General features: G+C 29.3%; 23 protein-coding genes. 6 read left to right on the forward strand and 17 right to left on the reverse strand.

Annotation, left to right across the window (positions count from 1 at the left end):
* Positions 1-3: 3 nt before the first annotated feature.
* From H9W90_RS15530 to trxA, 11 genes are all read right to left on the reverse strand, one after another.
* Positions 4-390, reverse strand: a complete 387-nt coding sequence (locus tag H9W90_RS15530) for a DUF6168 family protein (RefSeq protein WP_222934229.1) — start codon at positions 388-390, stop codon at positions 4-6.
* Positions 383-601, reverse strand: coding sequence for an AtpZ/AtpI family protein (locus H9W90_RS11600; RefSeq protein WP_187481754.1), 219 nt, complete (start codon positions 599-601; stop codon positions 383-385). Before H9W90_RS11600 ends, H9W90_RS15530 begins: the two co-directional genes overlap by 8 nt.
* Positions 567-980, reverse strand: a complete 414-nt coding sequence (locus H9W90_RS11605; RefSeq protein ID WP_187481755.1) for a bactofilin family protein — start codon at positions 978-980, stop codon at positions 567-569. The genes H9W90_RS11600 and H9W90_RS11605 overlap by 35 nt, the downstream gene beginning before the upstream one ends.
* Positions 981-984: 4 nt before the next feature.
* Complete coding sequence (gene porW, locus H9W90_RS11610) at positions 985-3213, reverse strand: type IX secretion system periplasmic lipoprotein PorW/SprE (protein WP_187481756.1); 2229 nt, start codon at positions 3211-3213, stop codon at positions 985-987.
* A gap of 90 nt (positions 3214-3303) precedes the next feature.
* Positions 3304-3999: an ABC transporter ATP-binding protein gene (locus tag H9W90_RS11615; RefSeq protein ID WP_187481757.1), complete on the reverse strand. Its 696-nt coding sequence runs from the start codon at positions 3997-3999 to the stop codon at positions 3304-3306.
* A gap of 28 nt (positions 4000-4027) precedes the next feature.
* Positions 4028-5494: a DUF5687 family protein gene (locus tag H9W90_RS11620; protein WP_187481758.1), complete on the reverse strand. Its 1467-nt coding sequence runs from the start codon at positions 5492-5494 to the stop codon at positions 4028-4030.
* A 50-nt stretch (positions 5495-5544) separates the two neighbouring features.
* Complete coding sequence (locus tag H9W90_RS11625; RefSeq protein ID WP_187481759.1) at positions 5545-6252, reverse strand: hypothetical protein; 708 nt, start codon at positions 6250-6252, stop codon at positions 5545-5547.
* 3 nt (positions 6253-6255) lie between these two features.
* On the reverse strand, positions 6256-6933 hold the full coding sequence (locus H9W90_RS11630) for a hypothetical protein (protein ID WP_187481760.1): 678 nt from the start codon (positions 6931-6933) through the stop codon (positions 6256-6258).
* Between the two features lie 3 nt (positions 6934-6936).
* Complete coding sequence (locus tag H9W90_RS11635) at positions 6937-7593, reverse strand: hypothetical protein (protein WP_187481761.1); 657 nt, start codon at positions 7591-7593, stop codon at positions 6937-6939.
* Position 7594: 1 nt separating this feature from the next.
* On the reverse strand, positions 7595-7933 hold the full coding sequence (locus H9W90_RS11640) for a PadR family transcriptional regulator (protein ID WP_187481762.1): 339 nt from the start codon (positions 7931-7933) through the stop codon (positions 7595-7597).
* A gap of 266 nt (positions 7934-8199) precedes the next feature.
* Positions 8200-8559 carry a thioredoxin gene (trxA, locus tag H9W90_RS11645; RefSeq protein ID WP_187481763.1) on the reverse strand — a complete coding sequence of 120 codons (360 nt, stop codon included), beginning with the start codon at positions 8557-8559 and terminating at the stop codon, positions 8200-8202.
* Positions 8560-8727: 168 nt separating this feature from the next.
* Here trxA and H9W90_RS11650 point away from each other — a divergent pair, with 168 nt between their 5' ends.
* From H9W90_RS11650 to H9W90_RS11660, 3 genes are all read left to right on the forward strand, one after another.
* A complete protein-coding gene (locus H9W90_RS11650; protein ID WP_187481764.1) occupies positions 8728-10887 on the forward strand; it encodes a prolyl oligopeptidase family serine peptidase in 2160 nt (719 codons plus the stop codon).
* A gap of 72 nt (positions 10888-10959) precedes the next feature.
* Positions 10960-13035: a M13 family metallopeptidase gene (locus tag H9W90_RS11655; protein WP_187481765.1), complete on the forward strand. Its 2076-nt coding sequence runs from the start codon at positions 10960-10962 to the stop codon at positions 13033-13035.
* 222 nt (positions 13036-13257) lie between these two features.
* Entirely contained in the window at positions 13258-14187 is a 930-nt protein-coding gene (locus H9W90_RS11660) for an ABC transporter ATP-binding protein (protein WP_187481766.1), read from the forward strand.
* A gap of 16 nt (positions 14188-14203) precedes the next feature.
* Here the strand turns inward: H9W90_RS11660 and H9W90_RS11665 are convergent, their stop codons facing one another.
* The 3 genes from H9W90_RS11665 to H9W90_RS11675 form a co-directional block, all read right to left on the reverse strand.
* Complete coding sequence (locus tag H9W90_RS11665; RefSeq protein WP_187481767.1) at positions 14204-15307, reverse strand: DUF695 domain-containing protein; 1104 nt, start codon at positions 15305-15307, stop codon at positions 14204-14206.
* A gap of 9 nt (positions 15308-15316) precedes the next feature.
* The gene (locus tag H9W90_RS11670) at positions 15317-16357 is read right to left on the reverse strand and encodes an aldo/keto reductase (protein WP_187481768.1); all 1041 of its coding nucleotides are present in this window, start codon (positions 16355-16357) and stop codon (positions 15317-15319) included.
* A 195-nt stretch (positions 16358-16552) separates the two neighbouring features.
* A complete protein-coding gene (locus H9W90_RS11675; protein WP_187481769.1) occupies positions 16553-17740 on the reverse strand; it encodes a phosphoglycerate kinase in 1188 nt (395 codons plus the stop codon).
* A gap of 177 nt (positions 17741-17917) precedes the next feature.
* Between H9W90_RS11675 and H9W90_RS11680 the strand changes: the two genes are divergently transcribed.
* From H9W90_RS11680 to H9W90_RS11690, 3 genes are all read left to right on the forward strand, one after another.
* Entirely contained in the window at positions 17918-19060 is a 1143-nt protein-coding gene (locus tag H9W90_RS11680) for a DNA polymerase III subunit (RefSeq protein ID WP_187481770.1), read from the forward strand.
* A gap of 85 nt (positions 19061-19145) precedes the next feature.
* Complete coding sequence (locus H9W90_RS11685) at positions 19146-19493, forward strand: YciI family protein (RefSeq protein ID WP_187481771.1); 348 nt, start codon at positions 19146-19148, stop codon at positions 19491-19493.
* Positions 19493-20602, forward strand: coding sequence for an RNA polymerase sigma factor (locus H9W90_RS11690; RefSeq protein ID WP_254712484.1), 1110 nt, complete (start codon positions 19493-19495; stop codon positions 20600-20602). Before H9W90_RS11685 ends, H9W90_RS11690 begins: the two co-directional genes overlap by 1 nt.
* Positions 20603-20788: 186 nt before the next feature.
* Here H9W90_RS11690 and H9W90_RS11695 read toward each other — a convergent pair whose 3' ends face one another.
* From H9W90_RS11695 to H9W90_RS11705, 3 genes are all read right to left on the reverse strand, one after another.
* On the reverse strand, positions 20789-21346 hold the full coding sequence (locus H9W90_RS11695; protein WP_187481772.1) for an MOSC domain-containing protein: 558 nt from the start codon (positions 21344-21346) through the stop codon (positions 20789-20791).
* A 4-nt stretch (positions 21347-21350) separates the two neighbouring features.
* Positions 21351-22118 (reverse strand): enoyl-CoA hydratase/isomerase family protein, encoded by a 768-nt coding sequence (locus H9W90_RS11700; RefSeq protein WP_187481773.1) that lies wholly within the window; start codon positions 22116-22118, stop codon positions 21351-21353.
* Between the two features lie 79 nt (positions 22119-22197).
* A complete protein-coding gene (locus H9W90_RS11705) occupies positions 22198-23538 on the reverse strand; it encodes an MATE family efflux transporter (protein ID WP_187481774.1) in 1341 nt (446 codons plus the stop codon).
* Between the last annotated feature and the right edge of the window lie 89 nt (positions 23539-23627).

A 23627-nucleotide genomic window follows, 5' to 3' on the forward strand; every position in this document is an offset into this window, starting at 1 on the left:
TTATTATTTTCTATTTAAGATTTTTACAGTAAAAATAACTTCAAAAAACAAAAAGATTAAAACCGGAATTAGTAAAGAAATTTTTTCTGAATTTTTAAAACTATCTATCGTAAACAAAGGGTTGTAAAAGACAACACTAAACAATACAAGTTTTAAAATTAAGCTCCCTAAATAGATAAAACCTAATTGTGGTTTTACTTTTTCATTTTTAGAAAAAAATCTTAAGTTAACACAAACAAGTGCAGAAAAGAACGCGTGAAAGTGATATGTTTTTTCTAAAGAAAAGGATAATGTAATTTTATTTGAAATTATAATAAAATTGTGTGAGTAAAAACCGATTAAGAATAATGCAGTAAATACCACTATGTAATTAAAAATATCTTTATTCATTAATTTTATTAGCCTGTTTTATTAATGAATACATTGCTAAAAAAATGGCAAGTAAGGTAATTGTTTCTGTTAAAAATTCAAGTTCAAATTTTTTATCTAACCATTTACCAAGCAAAAAACCTAAATAGATTGTTAAACCCATTTGCAAACCTGCACCAGAAAGAGCAATGGCTTTGTTAAGCGGTTTTTTCTTTGTTTTTTTGTTGTCCATTGTTTTGGTTCAATTCTTTTAAAGCTCCTTTCATTGCACAAGTAGCATTAAAACTTGCTCCTGGTTCTATTGACAATTTACCAATAACAACATCTCCAGAGATATTAGCTGTTGCTTTTATAGTTAATGTGTTAGAAACCTGTAATTGTCCAGAAAACTTACCTTCTATATCTGCATTAGTTGCTTCTACATTTCCTTTTATTAAACCATCTACACCAATAATTACACGTCCGTTTGTTTTTAAAGTTCCCTCTAAAGTTCCATCTATTCTAAAATCTCCATCAGAATTTATATCACCTACAATAGTTGTGTTTTTTGCAACAACATTTCTTTCCATAGCTCTTGGTTTTTTTGGGTTTTTATCTTTACTACTAAACATTCTTTTACTTGTTTAATTGTTTTACAATTTCTCTTGCTTTTTTCCCTTCTTCTGTATTTGCATATTTTATTGCCACAGATTCTAATGCAAATTTGTATGCTTTTTCGTCTGTGTATTTCCCTATTGCATAAGCTCTTAATAGTTCAAATTTAGGAATTAATTTAGAATTCTGTATTGTTGGTAAATAATCTACAATTACTTTAACAGTTTCTTGATATTTATGCTCTTTGTATAAATAATAAAATTCCTTGTATTTATCTTCTACCTCATTTACTGCAACTTCTTCTGTAATTATCTCATTCGGATTTTTAATTATTTTTGCAAACACCGTATTTGAGTATTTTGTAAGAATAACGTTTTTATAAAAATCAGATTTAGATTCTTCTTCAATCTCTTTATAAACTTGGTATAAATGCCAATTAATTGGTAAAATTAATTCTTCTTTTGGGTTTAAATTTTTTACTCTTTCTAACCTATTAATTGCAAAAGCAGGGTTTTTAAATTGTTCTTTATAAATAATACCAAGCTCGTATAAAGCCTGGTTTCTATCCATTTTAAGAGTATCTATAACTTTCTCATTTGTAGGAATTGTTTCTAAATAACTAGCTAGATCATAACGCAAATCTTTAGTATTTACTTGTATAGAATCTTCATCTGCATTGTTAAAATCAATTTTTGATGACCAACGCCAATCGTCTTCTAGCTTTCTATTTCCCCAAACTTTTAGAAACTCTGTTTTACCAAAACCTAAAGATTGGTTATTGTAAAAATACCATTTTCCTTGTTTACCAGATTGTAATGGATTTCCTCCAAAAGTAGACCCAAAAGCAATTTGATTCAATTTTAATTGCGCAGCTTCTTCATCTTCTTTTTTTAATTTATCTATGTGTTTTTGAAAAAATAATTCTTGTTCTTCTTTAGATAAAGATGCTATTTTAAGAATGCTATCATTTTCTGCAACAACGTTTTCAAATTTAATTAAAGACGCTAAATTTTTATGCTTTCTTTTTACACGTCTAATACGCAAGTTTAAACTATCTGAAGCGACATTTATAACACTATCGTAATAAGCACTAGCTAGTTGATAATCATCATTTTTAAAATACAAATTACCCAGTCTTTCATAGGTAAATGTTTTTTGTTTATTACTTCCGTTTTTAGCTTGTAAAGAATTATTGTAGTTTTCTATAGCTATTTTTATACTATCATTTTTTTCATGTAAGAAACCAACTTGAAAGTACAATTCGTCTAAATAAGGTCTATTATCTCTATTCTTAATTAGTTTTTGCATTTTTTCAATTAAAGCTACAGTAGAAGAATCTTTGGTTGAATTTTTTGCAATTTCTATATTGGCATGAATTTTAAACTTGTAGGGTGCTTTTTTAAAGTTTTCTAATCTTTTAAAAACCATTATTGCAGAATCCTTTTTATTTTCTGAAGCATAAATCTGACCTAAAATAAATAAATTTCTAGCTCCTTGCTCTTTATTTAACAAGGTTTTAGTTGCTAAATGCAAGTGTTTTTTAACTTTTTGAACACTATCTGCTTTTACATAAGCCATTGCCAATGCTGTATGACCTTGTTCTTTAATTTCATCTGGCAAGTCTGCTTCTAGTGTATCTTTTACTTGTAAAAGCAACTTCATAGATTCTATAGCAAATTCTTCGTTATCTAATCTAATATTTGTTTTTGCTCTCCAGATTTTAGTTTCTGCAATTAAATTGGCATTTGGGTAATTAGCAATTACATAATTAAACGCTTCTATTGCAGGAATAAAACGTTGCGAATAATAACGTGCCTTTCCTAACAACAAATAAGCATCATCTATTTGGCTATTGCGTTCTATTCCGTTAATATTCATACCATGCCTTTGTATGGCTTTTACTGCTTTTTCTTCGGCTTTTTCAAAAGGTGTTGCTGCCTTTTTTTCTTCTTCTTGGCTCTCATCACCAAAACCAGCTCCCATTTCACTTCTAGAATAAGTAGGAATTATTATTTTATCTTCTTCAAATTCTATTGGTTCTATTGGCAATTGCCTAAAATAATCGTCTACATAACCATTATTTATTCCTTCTAACCCAGCTTTAAAAGCTTCTTTACCATTAAAAAGCACATTAAACTTTGTAGTAAGTGCATGAAAATTTCTATTAATTACAGTGTCTTTTTTTGTGCTACAAGCATATAAGACTGTAAAAACAGCAATTATTAAGATTATTTTTTTGATATATTTCATAAAATTAAAAAACTCTTATTTAAAACTGATTTCTTTAGGAAATAGTATAAATAAGAGTGTAAAAATAGTAATAAATTAAGAATAGACTACTTATACAGCAAAATAGCTTTCTAATTCTTTTAAAGTTTCTGATGATGTTACGATATCTTTTACCACAATTCCTTTGTCTAAAACAACAATTCGCTCGCAAACTTCTGTTACGTGTGTTAAATCATGACTAGAAACCAACACTGTAATTTCTCTGTTTTCTGTTAACGTTTTAATGATTTTCTTTAGTCTAATCTGGGTTGTTGGATCTAAATTAGCAAAAGGTTCATCTAAAATTACAACTTGTGGGTTTCCCATCATTGCTGCAACAATTCCTGCTTTTTTCTGATTCCCTTTACTTAAATCTCTTAAATATTTTTTCTTCCCAATAATTTCTCCGTTAAAAAACTCATCAAACTGGCTAATGAAAGTTGTAACATCTGCCTTATTCATTCCTCTTAAATCTCCAATAAACTCGAAATATTCTTCTGGTGTTAAGTAACCAATTAAAAAAGATTCATCTATAAAAGAACCTGTAAAATTTTTCCATTCTTCACTTTTATTCACCTCTATATTGTGGTTTGTAATTGCACCAGTTGTTGGTCTAATTAAGTCTAAAAGTATATTAAAATAAGTTGTTTTACCTGCGCCATTATTACCAACTAAACCAAAACTTTGTCCTGTAGGTATTTCTAATGAATCTATGTTTAATACTTCTGCTTTTCCGTATTTTTTTGATAATTGAGTAGTTTGTATCATTGTAATTTTTTCTTTAAAGTTGATTGGTTTATGCTTCTTTTCCAAATGCATTTATCATTATATACTTTTCTTTGATATATCTTTTTTCGATAAAATCCATCGCATAATTTCTTAATAATAAACTAATAATTCCTATTGCTGCAACCACAATAAATCCTGAATTATGCCCAACAAACTTGTTGAAAACCCAAAATAATAACATTGGTAAAACCATTAATGGAATAATAATTAGAAACTGTGTTGCACTTGTACCTTGTGTGTTTCCAAAACCGCCTTTTGTTAGATCTATTCTTTTTCTGTTGAAAGATCCTGCAAATAATAAAAAGAGTGAATTAAAACCAATATTAAAAATTGCTCCTGCAGTTATCATTAGAAAAATATCGATTCCGAAATACAAATAAGGAAAACTTAAAACATATAAAACAGCTGTCATTATTACCATTAAAAGCCATTTAGATTCTAAAAATTTACGGTATCTAAAACTCTGACTCATTAACAATTTATAATGTGCGCTATCCCAAGCAGGAATAAATTGTCCGTAATTTAATGTAAAACCTCCTGTAATAAATAAGGATGCAAACATTAACATTGCTGGCATTTCGCTGTATTTATCACTTGTGAAGAAAATTAATCCATAGAATAAAAACAAAAAAGACATTAAGAAAACTGTTTTTGTTCTCTTGTTTCTCCAAATTAAACGGATATCATTTTTTATAAAAGGTGCTACATCACCTAGTTTGTTAGCCCATGATAAATCTGCAGATTTTGCTTCTTCTACTTTGGTTTTTACAGCTTCATCTAAATAAACATGTGTTTTTAATTGAGAAAAGTTCAATTTATATAAAAAAGCTAAAACAATAACTCCTACTAAAGAATATATTGGGTTATCATAAATAAAGTTGAATATTTCACCTCCAAAACCAACAACATCTAAATATCCAAAATTTTGCAAACCAATTAATGCTAATAAAATTGCTACAATTGCTATTAGTGCTTTGTTATTTTTGTTGATTAAAAAATTAAGAAAATTAGAAGATTGAATAATTAAAATCATTGTAAACAACCATCCTAAAACACCTGCTGTATTGTAACCTTCCTTAATTAAAACGATTGAAAAAGGAATATAAAAAAACAATCCTAAAATATTAAATGCCGAAAAAGCAGATTTACCCAACACGTAATGCACCAATTTACCTTTTTTAATTGGTAGAATAAGCATAGGTTTTATATTCATAATAGGTAGTTTCTGCATTAAATACCTAAAAATTAAATCGGCTAAAATTGCAAAAAGCAAATAAGAATTCACAATTTGTAGTGGGTCTTGGTCTGGGAATTCTTTCTTTAAAATAAAATAACCTCCAATACCAATTGCTAAAAAAGTAACTAAAAAATAAAGGACAAAAAAGCCCATTATTATTTTTAGCGCAATACCTTTTTGCCAATGAGAAGATCTAAAATATTGTTTCCATTCTAGTTTTAAAAAGTGTGAAATCATATTGTAGTAATTAGTTTGATTGCTAATAAGTAGTTTAGAATTAAAAAATGTTACAAATTTTTAACAATTTTATATTCAGGATACGTTTCTTGAAGTAATTCTTCTGCTTTTTGGGGAATTACATAATTAACAACGTAAAACAGTATACAAAGTAATGTTGCTATAAAAGCTGACACAAAAATCCAATGAATTGCTAATGAACTAAAATTAATATCAGAGAGGTTTATTAGATTAAAAAGATTAACTAGAATTAAACTAGCATAACTATGTCTTGTGGTTCCAATCATAGATTCTAAAAGGAAAATATTCTCTTTTTTTCTTTCTTTTTCTTTCCTCTTTTTATGATTGATTGAAATTAGAATTAAATCGACAATTGCTAAAATAAAAACACAACCAAGAAGTATATATTCTGAATATTTTATTTGAAGAAGTACGCAAAAAATCATATAAATAGTTGCAGTAATTAATAATTTAGGCACTGTAAACCATTCTTTAAAAAATCTCCATAAGATTTTCCAATATCTCTTATTCATGGCTTTTTGTTTTTGTTCTACAACTTCCATAAAACCAAAAACACCAAACTTCTTAAAAGACAAATCTCTAGCTTCTTTAAATGATAAACTTGGTTTTTCATTGCAAATTTCTTCAATATCATTTGCTAAATGATCTACCAATTCTGTTTGAACATCATAATGTTCTACGTAATGTTTTCTTGTGAATTTGTAGAGTTCTTTTATGTGGATGTCTGTTAATTTCATTACTTACAAAATTACATTAGGGTATTGTTTTTGAATTTCCATTTTATTCTGATAAAAAACATATTCTCCTGACCAATAAAACAATAGTAAAATCACAAAAAAACCTAACTGAATATAATTGTGTGTAGTGTTTACAAAACTTTGCTCACTTCTAAAATTGGTCATAGAGTTAAATAAAATGAATACAAAATTTATAATTTGTAAAAAATTCTCCGTTTTATTTAATACTAAAAAAGAGGTTCTATTTTTTCTTTTGTACCTCCAATTTTGATAGAAAATTCTTACAACTAATAAAATAGCAAAAAAATAAACTAGAAAGAAGAAGTTTTCTTTATTTTTAAACAAACTCATTACTTGTAATAAAATATAAAACAAAGCACCAGAAATAATAATTCTAGGTAATTTAAAAAAGGACAATAAATGTTTTAATGATAATTTATAAAACTTTTTTTCTACAGATTTTCTTTTTTCTTCTAGAAGACTGCTAAAACCTTTATCGCTAAAATTTCTGTGAATTGTAATTATTTCTTTTTTAAAATCCAAATCTGGATTTTTAACTAATTTTTCTTCTAAAATATTAGCAAAATGATCTACAATTTCGGTTCGTACATCATAATATTTTATGCCACAAGAAGAAACATAATTGTCTATTTGTATAAGTTGACTTGTTGTCAATTCCATTATTTATGAAATTTTATATCTCTTAACAGCTTCTTTATGTTTCTTATAGAAAATAAAAAACACATACATTATTTGTAATTGCCCTATTAAAAAAATAAAAGAAAGTGTGTTTAAAGTACCTGTTTCAGTAAAATAAGTAGATAAAGGTAAATGAAAAAAGGCAAAAAGTATTCCTAAACTTTGCGTTTTTAGAATAAAACTATATGATGTTTTTAGTTTATCTTTTTTCTTTCTGTAAAGAAGTATCGAAGAATAAATAAGACAAATTAAACCTAAAAATTTAAATCCATAATTAAAATAAGATTGCATGTTATTAGAAAAACTATACTTGACTAATTTATCTCCAAAAGATATAGAAAGTGATAAAATTATCATAATCCAAAAGTGGACTTTAAAATGATTTTTCGCTTTCTCCATTACAATTTTTGGTGCAGAGTGTACAATACCAAAATAGAAACTAGAAGTTTCTTTTAAAATACTATTCCATTTATCTGTAACTATATAAAAAGCGGCTTCAAAATCAACTTCTTTTTCTTTGATATTTTTTTCCACATCAGAAATTATATGATCTAAAACCTCTAAACGAACATCTATGTATGTAATATTTTTAACATTCAAGTAATGTTCTATACGCTGTATTTGTGCTTCTGATAATTCCATTTTATTCCAAATTAAATTTAGGGTTTACCAAATGTTGCATCGTTTTTAAAAACTCTTGCATTTCTTCTAATTTGTTAGCAGTTTCTTTTGTTCCACTTTCTGTAAGTTTGTAATATTTACGTAATCTATTACCAACTTTAGCAACCTCTACATCTAACAAACCATCTGCTTCTAATTTGTGTAATGCAGGGTATAATGCGCCTTCAGTAATATTTAATTCCCCTTTGGTTAATTCTTTTACGTGTTGTGTAATTTCATAACCATACATTTTATTGTTAGTTTCTAGTAACTTTAAAATAATGGTTTGTAAAGAACCTTTGTATAATTTCTGATTTCCCATTTTTTGATGTGTAATAGTTAAAGCTAGGCTTTTTTGCCAAAGCAATCGTAACTTTAAATTAACAGATTGGTTCGTACCTTGCAATGACGAATTCTTAACTACAAATATACATAATTTTCTAATGCATCAAATTCTTATGTATTAAATTTTGATAAAAAAATTTCCTGAAAATAATTTTTCAGGATATTTTTTACTTCAACCCAACAATTTAAACATAATGATAAAGAATATGAGTTCCTTCCCTTTGGGAAGGTTAGGATGGGCTATTACTTCTCTACTTTTAAAACTTCTGCAATAATTCTCTCTAAATCTGCTTTTGGTAGAGCGCCATTTGCCATTTGTGGTTCTCCTTCTGCAGGACAAAACAACATCGATGGAATACTTCTAATACCAAATGCAGCAGATAATTCTTGCTCAGCTTCTGTATCAATTTTATAAATATCTATTTTGCCTTCATATTCTTCTGATAATTGCTCTAAAATTGGTGCAATCATTTTACATGGCCCACACCAATCTGCATAAAAATCTATTAATGCTGGTCTTTTCCCTTCAAATTTCCACTCTTTGTTTTCTTCAAAATTAAAAACTTTCTTTAAAAATGTTTCTTTTGTTAAATTTTCTGTCATAATACTATCTTTATTTGTGCAAAATTAGTCGTTTTTTTTATTCAAAAATTACACCCCACAATTTAAAATGTAATTCAAACGTTAAAAACTGTTAAAACATTATATATAAGTTAACTAACAGTCCTTTTTTATAGTAACTTTGAAACTCAACATCAAACCATTAACGTCATGAGTAAAAGATTAATCATTCCTTTCTTATTTGCTATTGCAATTTTTGCTTCCTGTAAAGAAGAAATCAAACAAAGAAACATTGAAGTGAATTACCCAGAAACAACTAAAAAACCAGTTACAGATACCATTTTTAATACAGCAGTTGTAGACAATTATAGGTGGTTAGAAGATGATAGAAGTAAAGAAACTGAAGATTGGGTAAAAGCAGAAAATGCTGTTACTTTCGATTACTTAAGTAAAATACCTTATAGAGAACAACTAAAAAAACGTTTGTCTGAATTATGGAATTACGAAAAAGTAGGAACACCTTTTATAGAAGGAGATTATACTTATTTTTACAAGAATAATGGATTGCAGAACCAATATGTTGTGTATCGTAAAAAAGGAGATGCAGAACCTGAAGTTTTTCTAGACCCTAATACTTTTTCAGACGATGCAACTACTTCTTTAGGTTCTTTAAGTTTTTCTAAAGACGGAAAAACTGTAGCATACGCAATTTCTGAAGGTGGATCTGATTGGAGAAAAATAATTATAATGGACGCAGAATCTAAAGAAATTAAAGAAGACACATTGGTAGATGTAAAATTCTCTGGAATTTCTTGGTACAAAAACGAAGGTTTTTATTACTCTTCTTATGATAAACCAAAAGGTAGCGAGTTGTCTGCGAAAACAGACCAACACAAATTATATTATCACAAATTAGGAACTTCACAAAAAAACGATCCAGTTATTTTTGGTGAAAAAGCTTCGGAAAAACACAGATATGTTGGTGGTTATTTAACGGAAGACAACAATTATTTAATAATTTCTGCTTCTGTTTCTACATCAGGAAACAAGTTGTTTTTAAAAGATTTAACACAACCTAATAGTAAATTAGTTACAATTATAGACACTGTAGAAAGTGATACTTATGTTACAGAAAACCGTGGAAGTAAATTGTATTTAGTTACCAATTTAAATGCTCCTAATAAAAAAGTGGTTACTGTAGATGCTAAAAGTCCTACAAAAGAAAATTGGAAAGATTTTATTCCAGAGACAGAAAATGTGTTGAGTTTAAATTCTGGTGCTGGTTATTTCTTTGCAGAATATATGGTAGATGCTGTTTCTAAAGTTTTACAGTACGATTTCGACGGAAAATTAATTAGAGAAGTAAAATTACCTGGTGTTGGTTCTTCTAGTGGTTTTGGTGGAAAAACAGATGCTAAAGAATTGTATTTCTCTTTTACAAATTATAGCACTCCTGGTTCATCTTACAAGTTTAACCCTAAAGATGGAACGTATGAATCTTATTGGAAACCTTCTATTGCTTTTAATTCTGATGATTACACAAGCAAGCAAGTTTTTTACACTTCTAAAGACGGAACAAAAATTCCAATGATTATTACACATAAAAAAGGAGTTGAATTAAATGGTAAAAACCCAACTATTTTATATGGCTATGGAGGTTTCAACATTAGCTTAACACCAAGTTTTAGTATTGCAAACGCAGTTTGGATGGAACAAGGTGGTATTTACGCAGTGCCAAATTTACGTGGTGGTGGAGAATATGGAAAAAAATGGCACGATGCAGGAACTCAACTAAAAAAGCAAAATGTTTTTGATGATTTTATTGCTGCAGCAGAATATTTAATCGCAGAAAAATATACTTCTTCAAATTATTTAGCAATAAGAGGTGGTTCTAACGGAGGTTTATTAGTTGGTGCAACAATGACGCAAAGACCAGATTTAATGAAGGTTGCTTTACCAGCAGTTGGTGTTTTAGATATGTTGCGTTATCATACGTTTACTGCTGGTGCAGGTTGGGCGTATGATTATGGAACTGCAGATGATAGTAAAGAAATGTTCGATTATTTAAAAGGATATTCGCCAGTACACAATGTTAAAAAAGGAACAAAATATCCAGCTACAATGGTAACTACTGGAGATCATGATGATAGAGTTGTGCCAGCACATAGTTTTAAATTTGCGGCAGAATTACAAGAAAAACAAGCAGGAGAAAACCCAGTCTTAATTAGAATTGAAACCAATGCTGGTCATGGAGCAGGAACTCCTGTTGCAAAAACTATAGAACAGTATTCAGATATTTTTGGATTTACATTATTTAATATGGGCTTTGACCAATTACCAAATCCTCCAAAAGAAAAAATAAAATCATAAATTATTTATGATAAACTGTAACATTAATTAAATATAGATACTAATCAATCAAATCATTTAACACAAATACTAATGAAAACAATAAAAAAAGTACTTTTTGTATCAGCAATTGCCTCTTTAGGACTTGTTGCTTGTAAGCAAGAAAAACCAGAGGAAAAAGTTCCTGGTATTGCTTTAGAAAATATGGATAAAACTGTAAAACCTACAGACGATTTTTTTAGACATGTTAATGGAACTTGGATAGATAAAACTGAAATTCCAGACGATCAAACTTCTTGGGGTGGTTTTAATCAACTTCGTAAAAAAACAGATGCAGACGTTTTGGTTATTTTAAACCAAGCAATTGAAGAAAGAGATTTTCCAAAAGTAAAAGACGCTCAAGGAAATGAAATAGATTCTGATCAAGAAAAGGCAGTAAATTACTACGAAACTATTATGGATACTGTTGCTAGAAACACACAAGGTAAAGCTCCAGTTATGCCTTATTTAGCAAAAGTTGACGAGATTAAAACAAAAAAAGATGTTGAAACATATTTAACAAACATGGCACCTTATGGTGGTGGTGGTTTTTATGGTTTTGGTGTTTTTAACGACTTAAAAAACAGTAGCCAATATGCAGGTTACATGAGTGGTGGTTCACTTGGTTTATCTAGAGATTATTATGTAGATGCTAAAGTAAAAGACAAACTAGATAAATATGAAGAATTTGTAGCAAAAATGTTGCAAGAATTTGGAGATGATGAAGCCACTGCTAAAAAAAATGCAGCTACAATTATTGCTTTCGAAACTAGTTTAGCAGAACCAATGATGTCTAAAGAAGAAGGTAGAGACATTAGAAAAATTTACAATCCTATGACAGTTGCAGAATTGCAAAAATTAGCACCTGCAATAGATTGGAAAGCACATTTAGAAGGAATTGGTGTAAAAGATATAGAAACTGTTATTGTTACAGATCCTGGATATTTTAAAGCTATGAGCGATGTTTTTACAAATCGTTCTGTAGATGATATTAAACTATTATTACGTTGGAACACTATTAATACTTCTTTAGGTTTACTTTCTACAGATTTAGAAACTGCAAATTGGGAATTCTATGCAAAAGAAATGCGTGGTGCAAAAAAGCAACGTGCAAGAGATGAGCGTGCTTTAGGAAACTTAAATGGTGCAATTGGTGAAGCTTTAGGTAAATTATATGTAGCAAAAATGTTTCCACCAGAAGCAAAAGAAAAAGCAAAAGAAATGATTGACAATGTAATGTTAGGTTTCGAAGCTAGAATTGCACAATTACCTTGGATGAGTGAAGTTACTAAAGAAAAAGCTTTAGAGAAATTACATAAATTAACCGTTAAAATTGCATACCCAGATAAGTGGAAAGACTATTCTGAATTACAAGTTAAAGGTCTAGAAAATGGAGGTTCTTACTTCGAAAACGCTATTAATGTTACCAAATGGAACTACAACAAAAACATGGCAAAATTAGGTAAAGAAGTAGATAGAACTGAATGGGGAATGTCTCCACAAACAGTAAACGCTTACTTTAATCCTGTAAATAATGAAATCGTATTTCCAGCAGCAATTTTACAACCACCTTTCTATAATTACAAAGCAGATGAAGCTGTAAATTATGGTGGAATTGGTGCTGTTATTGGTCATGAAATTTCTCATAGTTTCGATGATTCTGGAGCTCGTTTCGATGGTGATGGAAACCTTAAAAACTGGTGGACAGAAGAAGATTCAGAAAAATTTGCTAAAATTGGTAAGCAATTAGTAAAACAATACAGCGACATTATTGCTATTGATTCTATGCACTTAAATGGCGAATATACTTTAGGAGAAAATATTGGAGATTTAGGCGGTGTTCAAGCTGCTTACGAAGGTTTACAAATCTTTTTAAATAAAAATGGAAGACCAGAGAAAATAGATGGTTATACTGCTGAACAACGTTTTTTCCTTTCTTGGGGAACAATTTGGAGAACCAAAATGCGTGATGAAGCTCTTAAAAACTTAATCATGACAAACACACATTCTCCTGGAATGTACAGAGCATACATGCCTCTTAAAAATGTAGATGCATTTTATGATGCTTTCAATGTAAAAGAAGGAGATAAAATGTACTTAAAACCAGAAGAAAGAGTAAGAATCTGGTAAACAGGCAATATCTTTTGGAATAATTTTTTATAAGAATTATATTCATAAAAATTAAAAACCGATGCGAAAGTATCGGTTTTTTCTTTGGGCGTTCCCCAAAAGGGTCGCGCTTTCCACTGTATCTTTTTGTAAAAACAAAAAGGATGCCGTTTCAATCGCTAACGCAAGCATACTTGCCATTTTTTACCACATCAAATCAAATAGAAGTCTTATTTTTGCAACATGCTAAAAATCCAAAATATCTCATTCGGTTATTCTAAAAACAAAATCGTTTTAGAAAACTTCAACTTCAATCTAAAAGAAGGAGAACATTTGTGTATTATGGGCGAAAGTGGCTGTGGAAAATCGACACTTTTAAAAGTAATTTACGGTTTGTTAGATGTACAAAAAGGCACAATTTTTTGGAGCGAAAATCAGGTTTTAGGTCCAAAAGAATATTTAGTTCCAGGAATGGATTTCTTTAAATATGTAGCACAAGATTTCGATTTAATGCCATATATTTCTGTTTCAGAAAATATCAAAAAACATTTATCTCGTTTTTATCCGGAAGAAAGCGAAAAACGAACTCAAGAATTATTGGAAGTAATTGAAATGAAAGCTTTCGAAAACACGAAAGTTAAAAATTTAAGTGGCGGACAAAAACAACGTGTTGCAATTGCTAGAGCTTTAGCAAAAGAACCCGAATTATTACTTTTAGATGAACCTTTTGGACAAATAGATAACTTCAAAAAAAACTCTTTAAGAAGACGTTTATTTTCTTATTTAAAAGAGAAAAAAATAGCTTGTATTGTTGCAACGCATGATAAAAACGACGCTCTTTCCTTTGCTGATAAATTAATTGTTATTCAGCATCAAAAAATAATAGCAAACGATTCTCCAAAGGAAATTTACAACAATCCAAAAAAGAAATACATAGCAGCTTTATTTGATGATGTAAATGAAATAACAATCAATGAAAAAACTGTTTTATTGTATCCACATCAAATTAAAATAGTAGAGAAATCAGAAAATTTTGCAACAATAACAAACTCTTATTTTAAAGGTTCTTATTGGTTATTAGAAGCTGAATTTAATCAACAAATAATATATTTTAATCATTTTTCTAACATACAAAAAAACACTAAAATCAATTTAGAAATTAGTGCTTTTTAGAGTGTTATATTTAAATTTAATTTTGAAATCGCTCAAAAGAACGCCAATATTTGTCTTTATAAATTTCGTAATCTGCTTCAATTTTATCAGCATATTTCTTGATAATTTTATCAACTTTTTTACAAGGTTTTCTAAATTCTCTACAAGCAAAATAAACCTCTCTTAAGTTGTTTCCTGTTTCTCTACCAATATTCAAATAACCATCAGCATCTTTTAATTCGAGATTTATTTCTTCTTCAATTTTATCTAAAAGCTGATACATTTCTTCATTAGGGAAACCATTATTTTCTTCTCCATTATATTTTAGTTCTAATCTTAAAATCCAAGGATGAGAAGCTTTAGTATCCCAATTTAAAAGATCTGTATTTACAGTTGCTACTAATTTATATCCGTTTGCTAATGTTCCTTCTAAACTTGCATAAGAATCATCACCTGTATTTCTTCTAACTCCCTCGTATTTTTCTACAAATTCTTTTTGACGCCAATTGATAAAACTTTCTAATTTTTCAATCGGAATTAATTCTTTTTCAGCATCTTCTTTCTTCTTAAAAACAATATTGTCAATAATAGAAATTGAATCTAATTCTCCTAAGTAATTATCAATAAAAATATACGTTCCATTTATAATATCTTGTTTATTTTCTTCAGAATAATTATCATGAATAATTGTAAGATCTATTTCATCTGGATAGTCCTTTAAATCATTTGAATAAAAAGATAGATTATCACTTGAAAACGAAAAACCTGCCATTTCAATTCCAACATTTTCTATCTTATGTTTTGGTTTTAAGGCTCTAAATTTCCATCCTTTAATTTCTGGAGCAACTTCAATAAGTTCTTCAATAATGTAAAAATTCTTAATTTCTCCATCAGCAGTTAGAATCAAATCTGCAGTATTATCATCTAACATACCTGTTAAGTACCAAATTCCTTCTTTTAACTGATCTAATTTTGGAGCAATTTTATCAAAAAAATCAGTTGCTATTCGATTACTTCCTCCTTTTTTAATAACACTATAAAATTCTTCTTCATATTGTAAAAACCAATCCCAAAAATCTTGATAAGATTCAATTGGTTTTTCATCTACTTTATTAGAAAATAGTTTTTTAAAGAATTTCATACTTGTATTTTATGGCGCAGGATTAGGAATATCTTTATGAACTTCTTCAATTTCTTTTAAAGTTTCTTCAAATAAATCGATGTTAATGCTACCAATATTTTCTTTTAATTGACTAATTTTTGTAGCTCCAATAATGTTACTTGTTAAAAATGGTAATTGATTTACAAACGCCAAAGACATTTCCGATAATGTAATTCCAGCTTTTTTTGCAATTGCTTCGTATCTTTTTACAGCTTCTAAAGAACCATCACCCATATAACGTGCAACAAAACGTGGAAATAAAGTTCCTCTTGCGCCTTCTGGTTTGTTACCATCTAAATATTTTCCAGACAAAACACCTTGTGCCAAAGGAGAATAAGCTAATAAACCAATATCCTCTCTTAAAGAAACTTCACTCATTCCAACTTCATAACCTCTATGAATCATAGAATATGAATTTTGGACAGTTACTGGTCTTGCCAATTTATTTACTTCTGCAGTTTGTAGGTATTTTAGAGTTCCCCAAGGAGTTTCGTTAGACAAACCATATTGTCTAATTTTTCCTTCTTGGATCAAATCATTTAAAGTTTGAATAATTTCTAAATAATTTTCAGTTTCATCTTTTGCAGCATCAGTTGGAAAATCTCTTGTACCGAAAACATTTACACCTCTATTTGGCCAATGCAATTGGTATAAGTCTATATAATCAGTCTGTAAACGCTTTAGACTTCCTTCAATTGCTTCTTTAATGTTTTTCTTATTCAAACCACCTTCTCTAATGTGTTTTGTGTAATCTCCAACACCAGCAATTTTACTTGCCAAAACTACTTTATCTCTATTTCCGGATTTTTTAAACCAATTTCCGATAATTTTTTCTGTTGCTCCATACGTTTCTGGAGAAGCAGGAACAGAATATAATTCTGCAGTATCAAAGAAATTAACACCTTGTTCTAAAGCAAAATCCATTTGTTCGAAACCTTCTTCTTGGGTATTTTGGTTTCCCCAAGTCATGGTTCCTAAACATATTTTACTAACTTTTATATCTGTATTTGGGAGTTTTGTGTATTTCATTTTGTTGTGTAATCGTTTATTTGTTTAATTGTGTAACTGTTTTTTAAACTGATTGCTAAATTAAAACTTATGTCTATTAAAAACAATAAGCGTATAATTTTAAAAATTATACGCTTATAAGAATAAATTATATTCAAGAAAAATATACTATTTCACTTGAGTGTTTCTTCCTTTTTGGAAGATTAAAACTTTTCTTTATTTTAAAATTGCCTCAATTCCAGGTAAACTTTTTCCCTCTAACATTTCTAACATAGCTCCTCCACCAGTAGAAACGTAGCTTACTTTATCTGCAAAACCAAATTGTTTAACTGCTGCAACAGAATCTCCACCACCAACTAAAGAAAATGCACCATTTTTAGTCGCTTTGTCTATTGAATGTCCTAAAGCAATTGTACCTGCAGCAAAAGATTCCATTTCAAAAACACCTAAAGGTCCATTCCATAAAATCGTTTTACACTTGTTTACAACATCATCAAAAATCTCTCTTGATTTTGGTCCAGCATCAACTCCTTCCCAACCATCAGGAATCTGATTAATGTCTAAAATCTGTGTATTTGCATCGTTAGAAAAATCGTCTGCAGCAACAACGTCTACAGGAATATGAACTTCTACTCCTTTTGCTTTTGCTTGCTTTAAAATATCTAAAGCCAACTCTTGTTTATCATCTTCACAAATAGAATTTCCTATTTTTCCACCTTGTGCTTTTATAAAAGTGAAACTCATTCCACCTCCAATAATTAAATGATCTACTTTGTCTAATATGTTTTCGATTACTGTAATTTTAGACGATACTTTTGCTCCTCCTAAAATTGCCAATACTGGTTTTTCTGAATTGTTTAAAACCTTATCGATACTTTCTATTTCTCTTGCTAATAAGTTTCCGAAACATTTATTACCTTCAAAAAATTGTGCAATAATTGTTGTAGATGCATGTGCTCTGTGAGCGGTTCCAAAAGCATCATTTACATAAATATCTCCGAATTTCGATAATTTCTCTGCAAACGCAACATCACCTTTTGTTTCTTCAGGATAATAACGTAAGTTTTCTAATAATAAAATCTCTCCAGCTTCTAAATTAGCAACTGCTTCTTCAACTTTATCTCCAACACAATCTTCCACAAATTTTACGTTGCAACCAATAATATCTACGACCGATTTTACAATGTGCTTTAAAGAAAATTCTTCTTGAAAACCTTTTGGACGACCTAAATGAGACATTAATACACAGCTTCCTCCTTGTTCTAAAATATCTATAATAGTAGATTTTGCAGCTTGAATTCTAGTAGTATCTGTTACTTCAAATTTATCATTTAAAGGCACGTTAAAATCTACACGAATAATCGCTTTTTTATTTTCGAAATTAAAATCTTTTAGTGTTTTCATTTTTAGTCTTTAGTATTTTCACAAAAATACCTTTTTCTTTAGTTTTTAGAAAGTTGAAATATAAAAAGTTAAGTTAACGTTTGCGTAGTATTGATTTATTTCTACCATGAATTCATAATTTAAAAGATTGCTCTCTAAAATTGATGAAATTCTGCATAACAAATTTTATATTTGTAAATGCTTTTCAACCAAATTATAGGTCAAGAACATATTAAAAACCACTTGCAAGTTTCTGCGGAAAATGGTAGAATTCCGCATGCGCAATTGTTTGTAGGAAAAGAAGGAAGTGGAACTTTGCCAATGGCAATTGCCTATGCACAGTTTTTATTATGTAATTTTTCTGATAATGCTGAAGCTTGTAACATCAAGTGTAATAAATTGCAACATCCAGATTTGCATTTTGCGTTTCCTGTAACCACAAGCGATAGCGTAAAAAAACATCCTATAAGTAATTTGTATTTAGAAGAATGGAGAGATTTCTTAAGCGTACAACCTTATGCTAGTTTATTTAATTGGTTGCAACATATTGGCGTAGAAAATAAACAAGGAAATATTGGAGTTGATGAAGCTGAAGATGTTGTAAAAAAGCTAAAACTAAAATCTTACGAAGGTGGTTTTAAAGTGATGATTATTTGGATGGCAGAAAAAATGAACATTGCTGCTGCCAACAAATTATTAAAACTGATTGAAGAACCGCCAAACAAAACTGTTTTCATTTTAATAACAGAAAATGAAGAGCAGATTATAAATACCATAAAATCACGTTGTCAAGCGTTACATTTCCCTGTTTTAGCAGAACAAGATATTGCAAAAGCTTTGGTAGAAAGAGAAAATTGCTCGGAAAGTGAAGCTGCTACAATTGCGCATCAAGCTGAAGGAAATTACAACAAAGCCATCCATTTATTACACAACGATTCTTCTGATTTGGTTTTCGAAGAATGGTTTATTGCTTGGATTAGAACTGCTTTTAGAGCCAAAGGAAATGCTTCTGTGGTACAACAATTAATTTCTTGGTCGGACACGATTGCAAAAACCGGACGTGAAACTCAAAAACGTTTTTTAGAATATTGTTTACAATTTTTTAGACAAGCTTTATTATTAAACTACAAGTCTGATCAGTTGGTTTTTATGGAAACAAAAACAGGTTTCGATTTGTCTAAATTTGCACCTTTTGTACATGCTGGAAATATTTTGGAGATAGAAAAAGAACTAAATGATGCCATGTATCACATTGAAAGAAATGGAAATGCAAAAATTATTTTGTTAGATTTATCAATGAAATTAACGAGGTTTCTTCATAAAAAAGAAGAAACAGTTTAACTATCTTATAAAATTAATTTTAAAAAGTGTCCCCTTTTTAATTTTGACAAACGTCTTAATAGTATAAACTTAAAAACTTTAGATTATGAAACAATTTATGATGATTTTTATCGGCGAAGATTATGCTGATTTAGGGCTTTCTCCAGAAGAAATGCAAAACAGAATGGGAAAATGGTTTGCTTGGAGCCAGAAAATGGATGCTGCAGGAATTAAACATGAAGGTGAAGCCTTAACTTCCAAAATAAGACGTATTTCTGGTGTTGAAAGAACAGCTAAAGACATTGCATCTACAGAATTGAAAGAAATTGTTGGTGGTTATTACACAGTTTCTGCCAAAGATTTTGATGCAGTTGAAGAAATTGCCAAAGATTTTCCAGATTACGATTTAGGCTCTTATGTAGAAATTAGAGAAGTTATGGTATTTGATCATTAATGGAAACGAAACTCATAGACCATCTTTTTCGATATCATAGTGGAAAGATGGTTTCTGTTTTAACTCGAATTTTTGGACTCTCAAATCTGGAAATTATCGAAGATGCTGTGCAAGATACTTTTCTAAAAGCAAGTATTTCTTGGCGAAAAGAACAGCCAGAAAATCCTGAAGCTTGGCTAACAAAAGCTGCAAAAAATAGAGTTTTAGATATTTTTAGAAAACTAAAATCGGAACAAAAACTCATTCCAGAAATTAAAGCAGGTTTTGATTCTATTGCAACAGAGGAACTTTTTTTAGATGCAGAAATAGAAGACGCTCAACTTCGAATGATTTTTACTGCTTGTCACCCAAAATTAGACGCTAAAGACCAAATTGTATTTGCCCTAAAAACCATTGCTGGTTTTAGTACCAAAGAAATTGCATCTGCTTTATTAACTAAAGAGGAAACCATTAAAAAGCGTTTATTAAGAGCCAAAAAAACGATTAAAACTACAAATTTAGCCTTCAAGATTCCACAAGGAAAAGAACTTCCTGAAAGGATTGATAGCGTTTTAAATGTTATTTATCTTATTTTTAATGAAGGTTTTCACTCCAATAAAAAAGAGATTTTAGTACAAAAAGAATTGTGTGGAGAAGCCATTCGTTTGTGTAAAATGTTACTAAAAAATAAACACACTCAAATTCCTGAAAGTTATGCTTTGTTTGCGCTCATGTGTTTTCATTCTGCAAGATTAGATGCAAAAATTAATACTGAAAATGAGTTGTTAGATTTAAAAAATCAAGATAGAAATAAATGGTCTTTTCCTATGATTCAATTAGGAAATATGATGATGAATAAAGCTGTTGAAACATCACAATTCTCAAGATACCATTATGAAGCTGCAATTGTTGTAGAACATATAAAAGCGCCTAATTTCGAACAAACAGATTGGAATAAAATTTTGAATTATTACAAGTGTTTACACAAACTACAACCTTCCACTTCCTACCTATTAACAATGGCTGTTGTCTGTTTGCAAAGTGAAAACTATGTAAAAGCCAATTATTATTTCGAACAAATAAACCCTGATGATTTAGCACAACGTTCGTATTTATTTTATGGCGCATAAGCAGATTATTTTGCTAAAACAAACAATAAAAAAGAAGCTTTAAAATTTATTGATATTGCTTTAAAAAAAGTGTCTAACAATTTGGAAAAGGAATTTTTGGAGAGGAAAAAAACTTACTTTTCAAAAAACTTATAGTTGTAAAATACGAAGTATAGATTCCTGTTTTTACATTAATAACAAATAAAACTATACTCCTTTTTCAGCTCTTTGAGCAACATACAAATCTGCAATTGTTGGGTTTTCTGGGCAACTTTTTATTTGTTGAAATTCATCTCCAACTTTTACAAAACCAGTTTGTATCACTTTAAAATAAACGCCACACATTGTTGTATTCCAGAACTGTTTTAGAATTTTCATGTCATTAAAACGAATACCTAATTTATAACAAGGATTTCTTTGCACAGTTGCTTCTAAAATAGCTTCACCAACTTTAAAAGTATCACCTTGATGAATTTTGGTTTCCTCTAAATCGTCAATAGTTAAGTTTTCTCCAAACATTCCTAATTGCCAATCTAAATTTGGATGAAGTGGTTTAAAAAAATCATAATGTTTTAGAGAATATCCATAAATAGCTTGTAAAATACCTCCATGATTTTCTCTATCGGAAATCTCATCACCTTTAACATCTTCTGTATCTAAAAAGATTGGTTTTATAACAGAGAATTTAAAAATTCCTGTTGTTACAGATTCTCCTTTCCATTCAATTTCTCTGCGTTCACCAATATTTGTTGAAACTATTTTCAAAAGACTACTTTTTAAATTTTTCTAACGCTTTCTTTGTAAAATCAGATAACACCAATTCACCAGAAACTGCAGCTCTTTCTTCTAATAAATTGTTCCAATTTTCTGTTCCTTTCCACAATGTTTTTTTCATTTCAGCTAAAGCTGTAGGATTGTATGAAGCTAATTTTTCTGATAAAATTTCGACTTCTTCATCTAATTCTTTAATACTCTCAAAAACTTTTGCGTACAAACCTTTTTCTTTTGCCCAATAGGCATTTTTCCAATTACTTGCGTCTAAAGTCAATTCTGCAGTTCCAGAAACTCCAATTTTTCTTGTAACTGCTGGTTCTATTACAAAAGGTCCAATTCCTATGGTAAATTCAGATAATTTAATTGCTGCATTTTCTGTTGCCAACACATAATCGCAAGCTGAAGCCAAACCAACGCCACCACCAACTGTTTTTCCTTGAATTCTTCCGATAATTAATTTGCCACAAGTTCTCATGGCGTTTATCACATTTGCAAAACCAGAGAAAAATTGTTTTCCATCTTCTAAATTAGAAATTGCCACTAATTCATCAAAAGAAGCACCTGCACAAAAGGCTTTTTCTCCTTCAGATTTTAAAATAATTACAGAAACATCTCCATTATTTCCAACAGAAATTAACTCTTTGGTTAATCGATCTAACAATTCACCTGGAAAAGAATTGCTTGCAGGATGCCCAAATTCTATGGTTGCTATTTTATTCTGAATATTTGTGTACAAACTTCCGTTTTTTCTATCTGTAGTCATAATTTCTAATTTTAGTAAAAATAGGGCTTAATTAGAGAATTTTCAATTCTAAAAGTGCCTTTTTAAATGAATTGGTATTCTAACTTTCTGAACCATTTGCCAATGGAATAAACTTACTTCTAAATTTAAGAAATATAGGAAGTCCTCTAATAACCATCCATAAAACGAAAGTAATCCAAATGGCATATAATTTTAAATCTAAAGAATCAAAAAACAGTAAAGAAGGAATAAAAACAAGCCCTGTAGAAACTATTAGTAGGTTTCTTAAAAACTTCATTTCTCCCATTCCTTTAAACATTCCGTCTAAAATATAAGTAATTCCGCAAATTGGTTGCATGGCTAAAATTAGCCAGAAAGTCATATAAAACTGATCTAAAACTAATGGGTCTTTGGTAAAAATGTGACCAATTGGTTCATAAAAAAGAAATCCGAAAAAAGCCATAACAACACCAGTTCCAAAACCGTAAATAATTAATTTATTACTTAACTTCAATAACGTTTTATAATCTTTTGCACCTAATAATTTACCTGATAAAATATTTCCTGCACTCGAATAACCATCGATACTAAAAGCACCTAAAAGCCATAAATTTAGCCCAATTGTATAGGCTGCAATGTATTCTTTTCCATAAGATGTTGCGTAAGATGTTGCAAAATACAAAGCTGTATTTAAGGCAATAGTTCTTATAAAAAGATTGCCAATCATTCCTAACAAACGAGGAATTTCAACATGAAATGGCAAACTTAATTTTAAAGAAATGGTTGTTTTTTTCATCAACAAAAACAAAGAAATAACTGCCATAGAAATTTGTGCAATTACACTTGCATAAGCTGCTCCTTCTATGTTCATTGCAGGAATATAACCTTCAATTCCATATACTAAAACAATATCTAAAACGATATTTAAACCTGCTCCAATTAAGGCAATTATCATCGGGTAAAAAGTATTTTGTAATCCTCTAAATATGCCGAAAACTGCAAATACAAAAAGGGAAAAAGGAAAACCAAAAATTCTAATATTAAAATAGGTAATACAATATTCTAAAATTTCTCCTGAAGCATTATAAAACGCAAAAATTTCTCTTGAAAACGGATACGAAATTCCTAAAATCAATAAACTTCCTAAAACAATAATTGCAATTGCTTGTGCTGGTAAACTTTTAACTTCTTCTATTTTGTTTGCACCTACATATTGAGAAACTATAGATGAAATTGCACTTCTTATTTGTCCGAAAACCCAAACTAACATAGAAATAAAAGCGCCAACAATACCAACAGCAGCTAAACTTTCGGTTGCATTTGTATCTATATTACCAATAATTGCAGTATCTGTAATTGATAAAAGAGGTTCTGCAATACCAGCAATTAAAGCAGGAATTGCCAATTTATTAATATTCTTAAAACTGATATTTGTCTTCAAAAAAAGGCTTTTTGCAAATGTACATATCTAAAAAATGTAAAAAGAAGAGATTCTCTGAAAATTAACTAACTTTGCAACGTTAAAATTTA

This window comes from Polaribacter pectinis (assembly GCF_014352875.1).
GTDB lineage: Bacteria > Bacteroidota > Bacteroidia > Flavobacteriales > Flavobacteriaceae > Polaribacter > Polaribacter pectinis.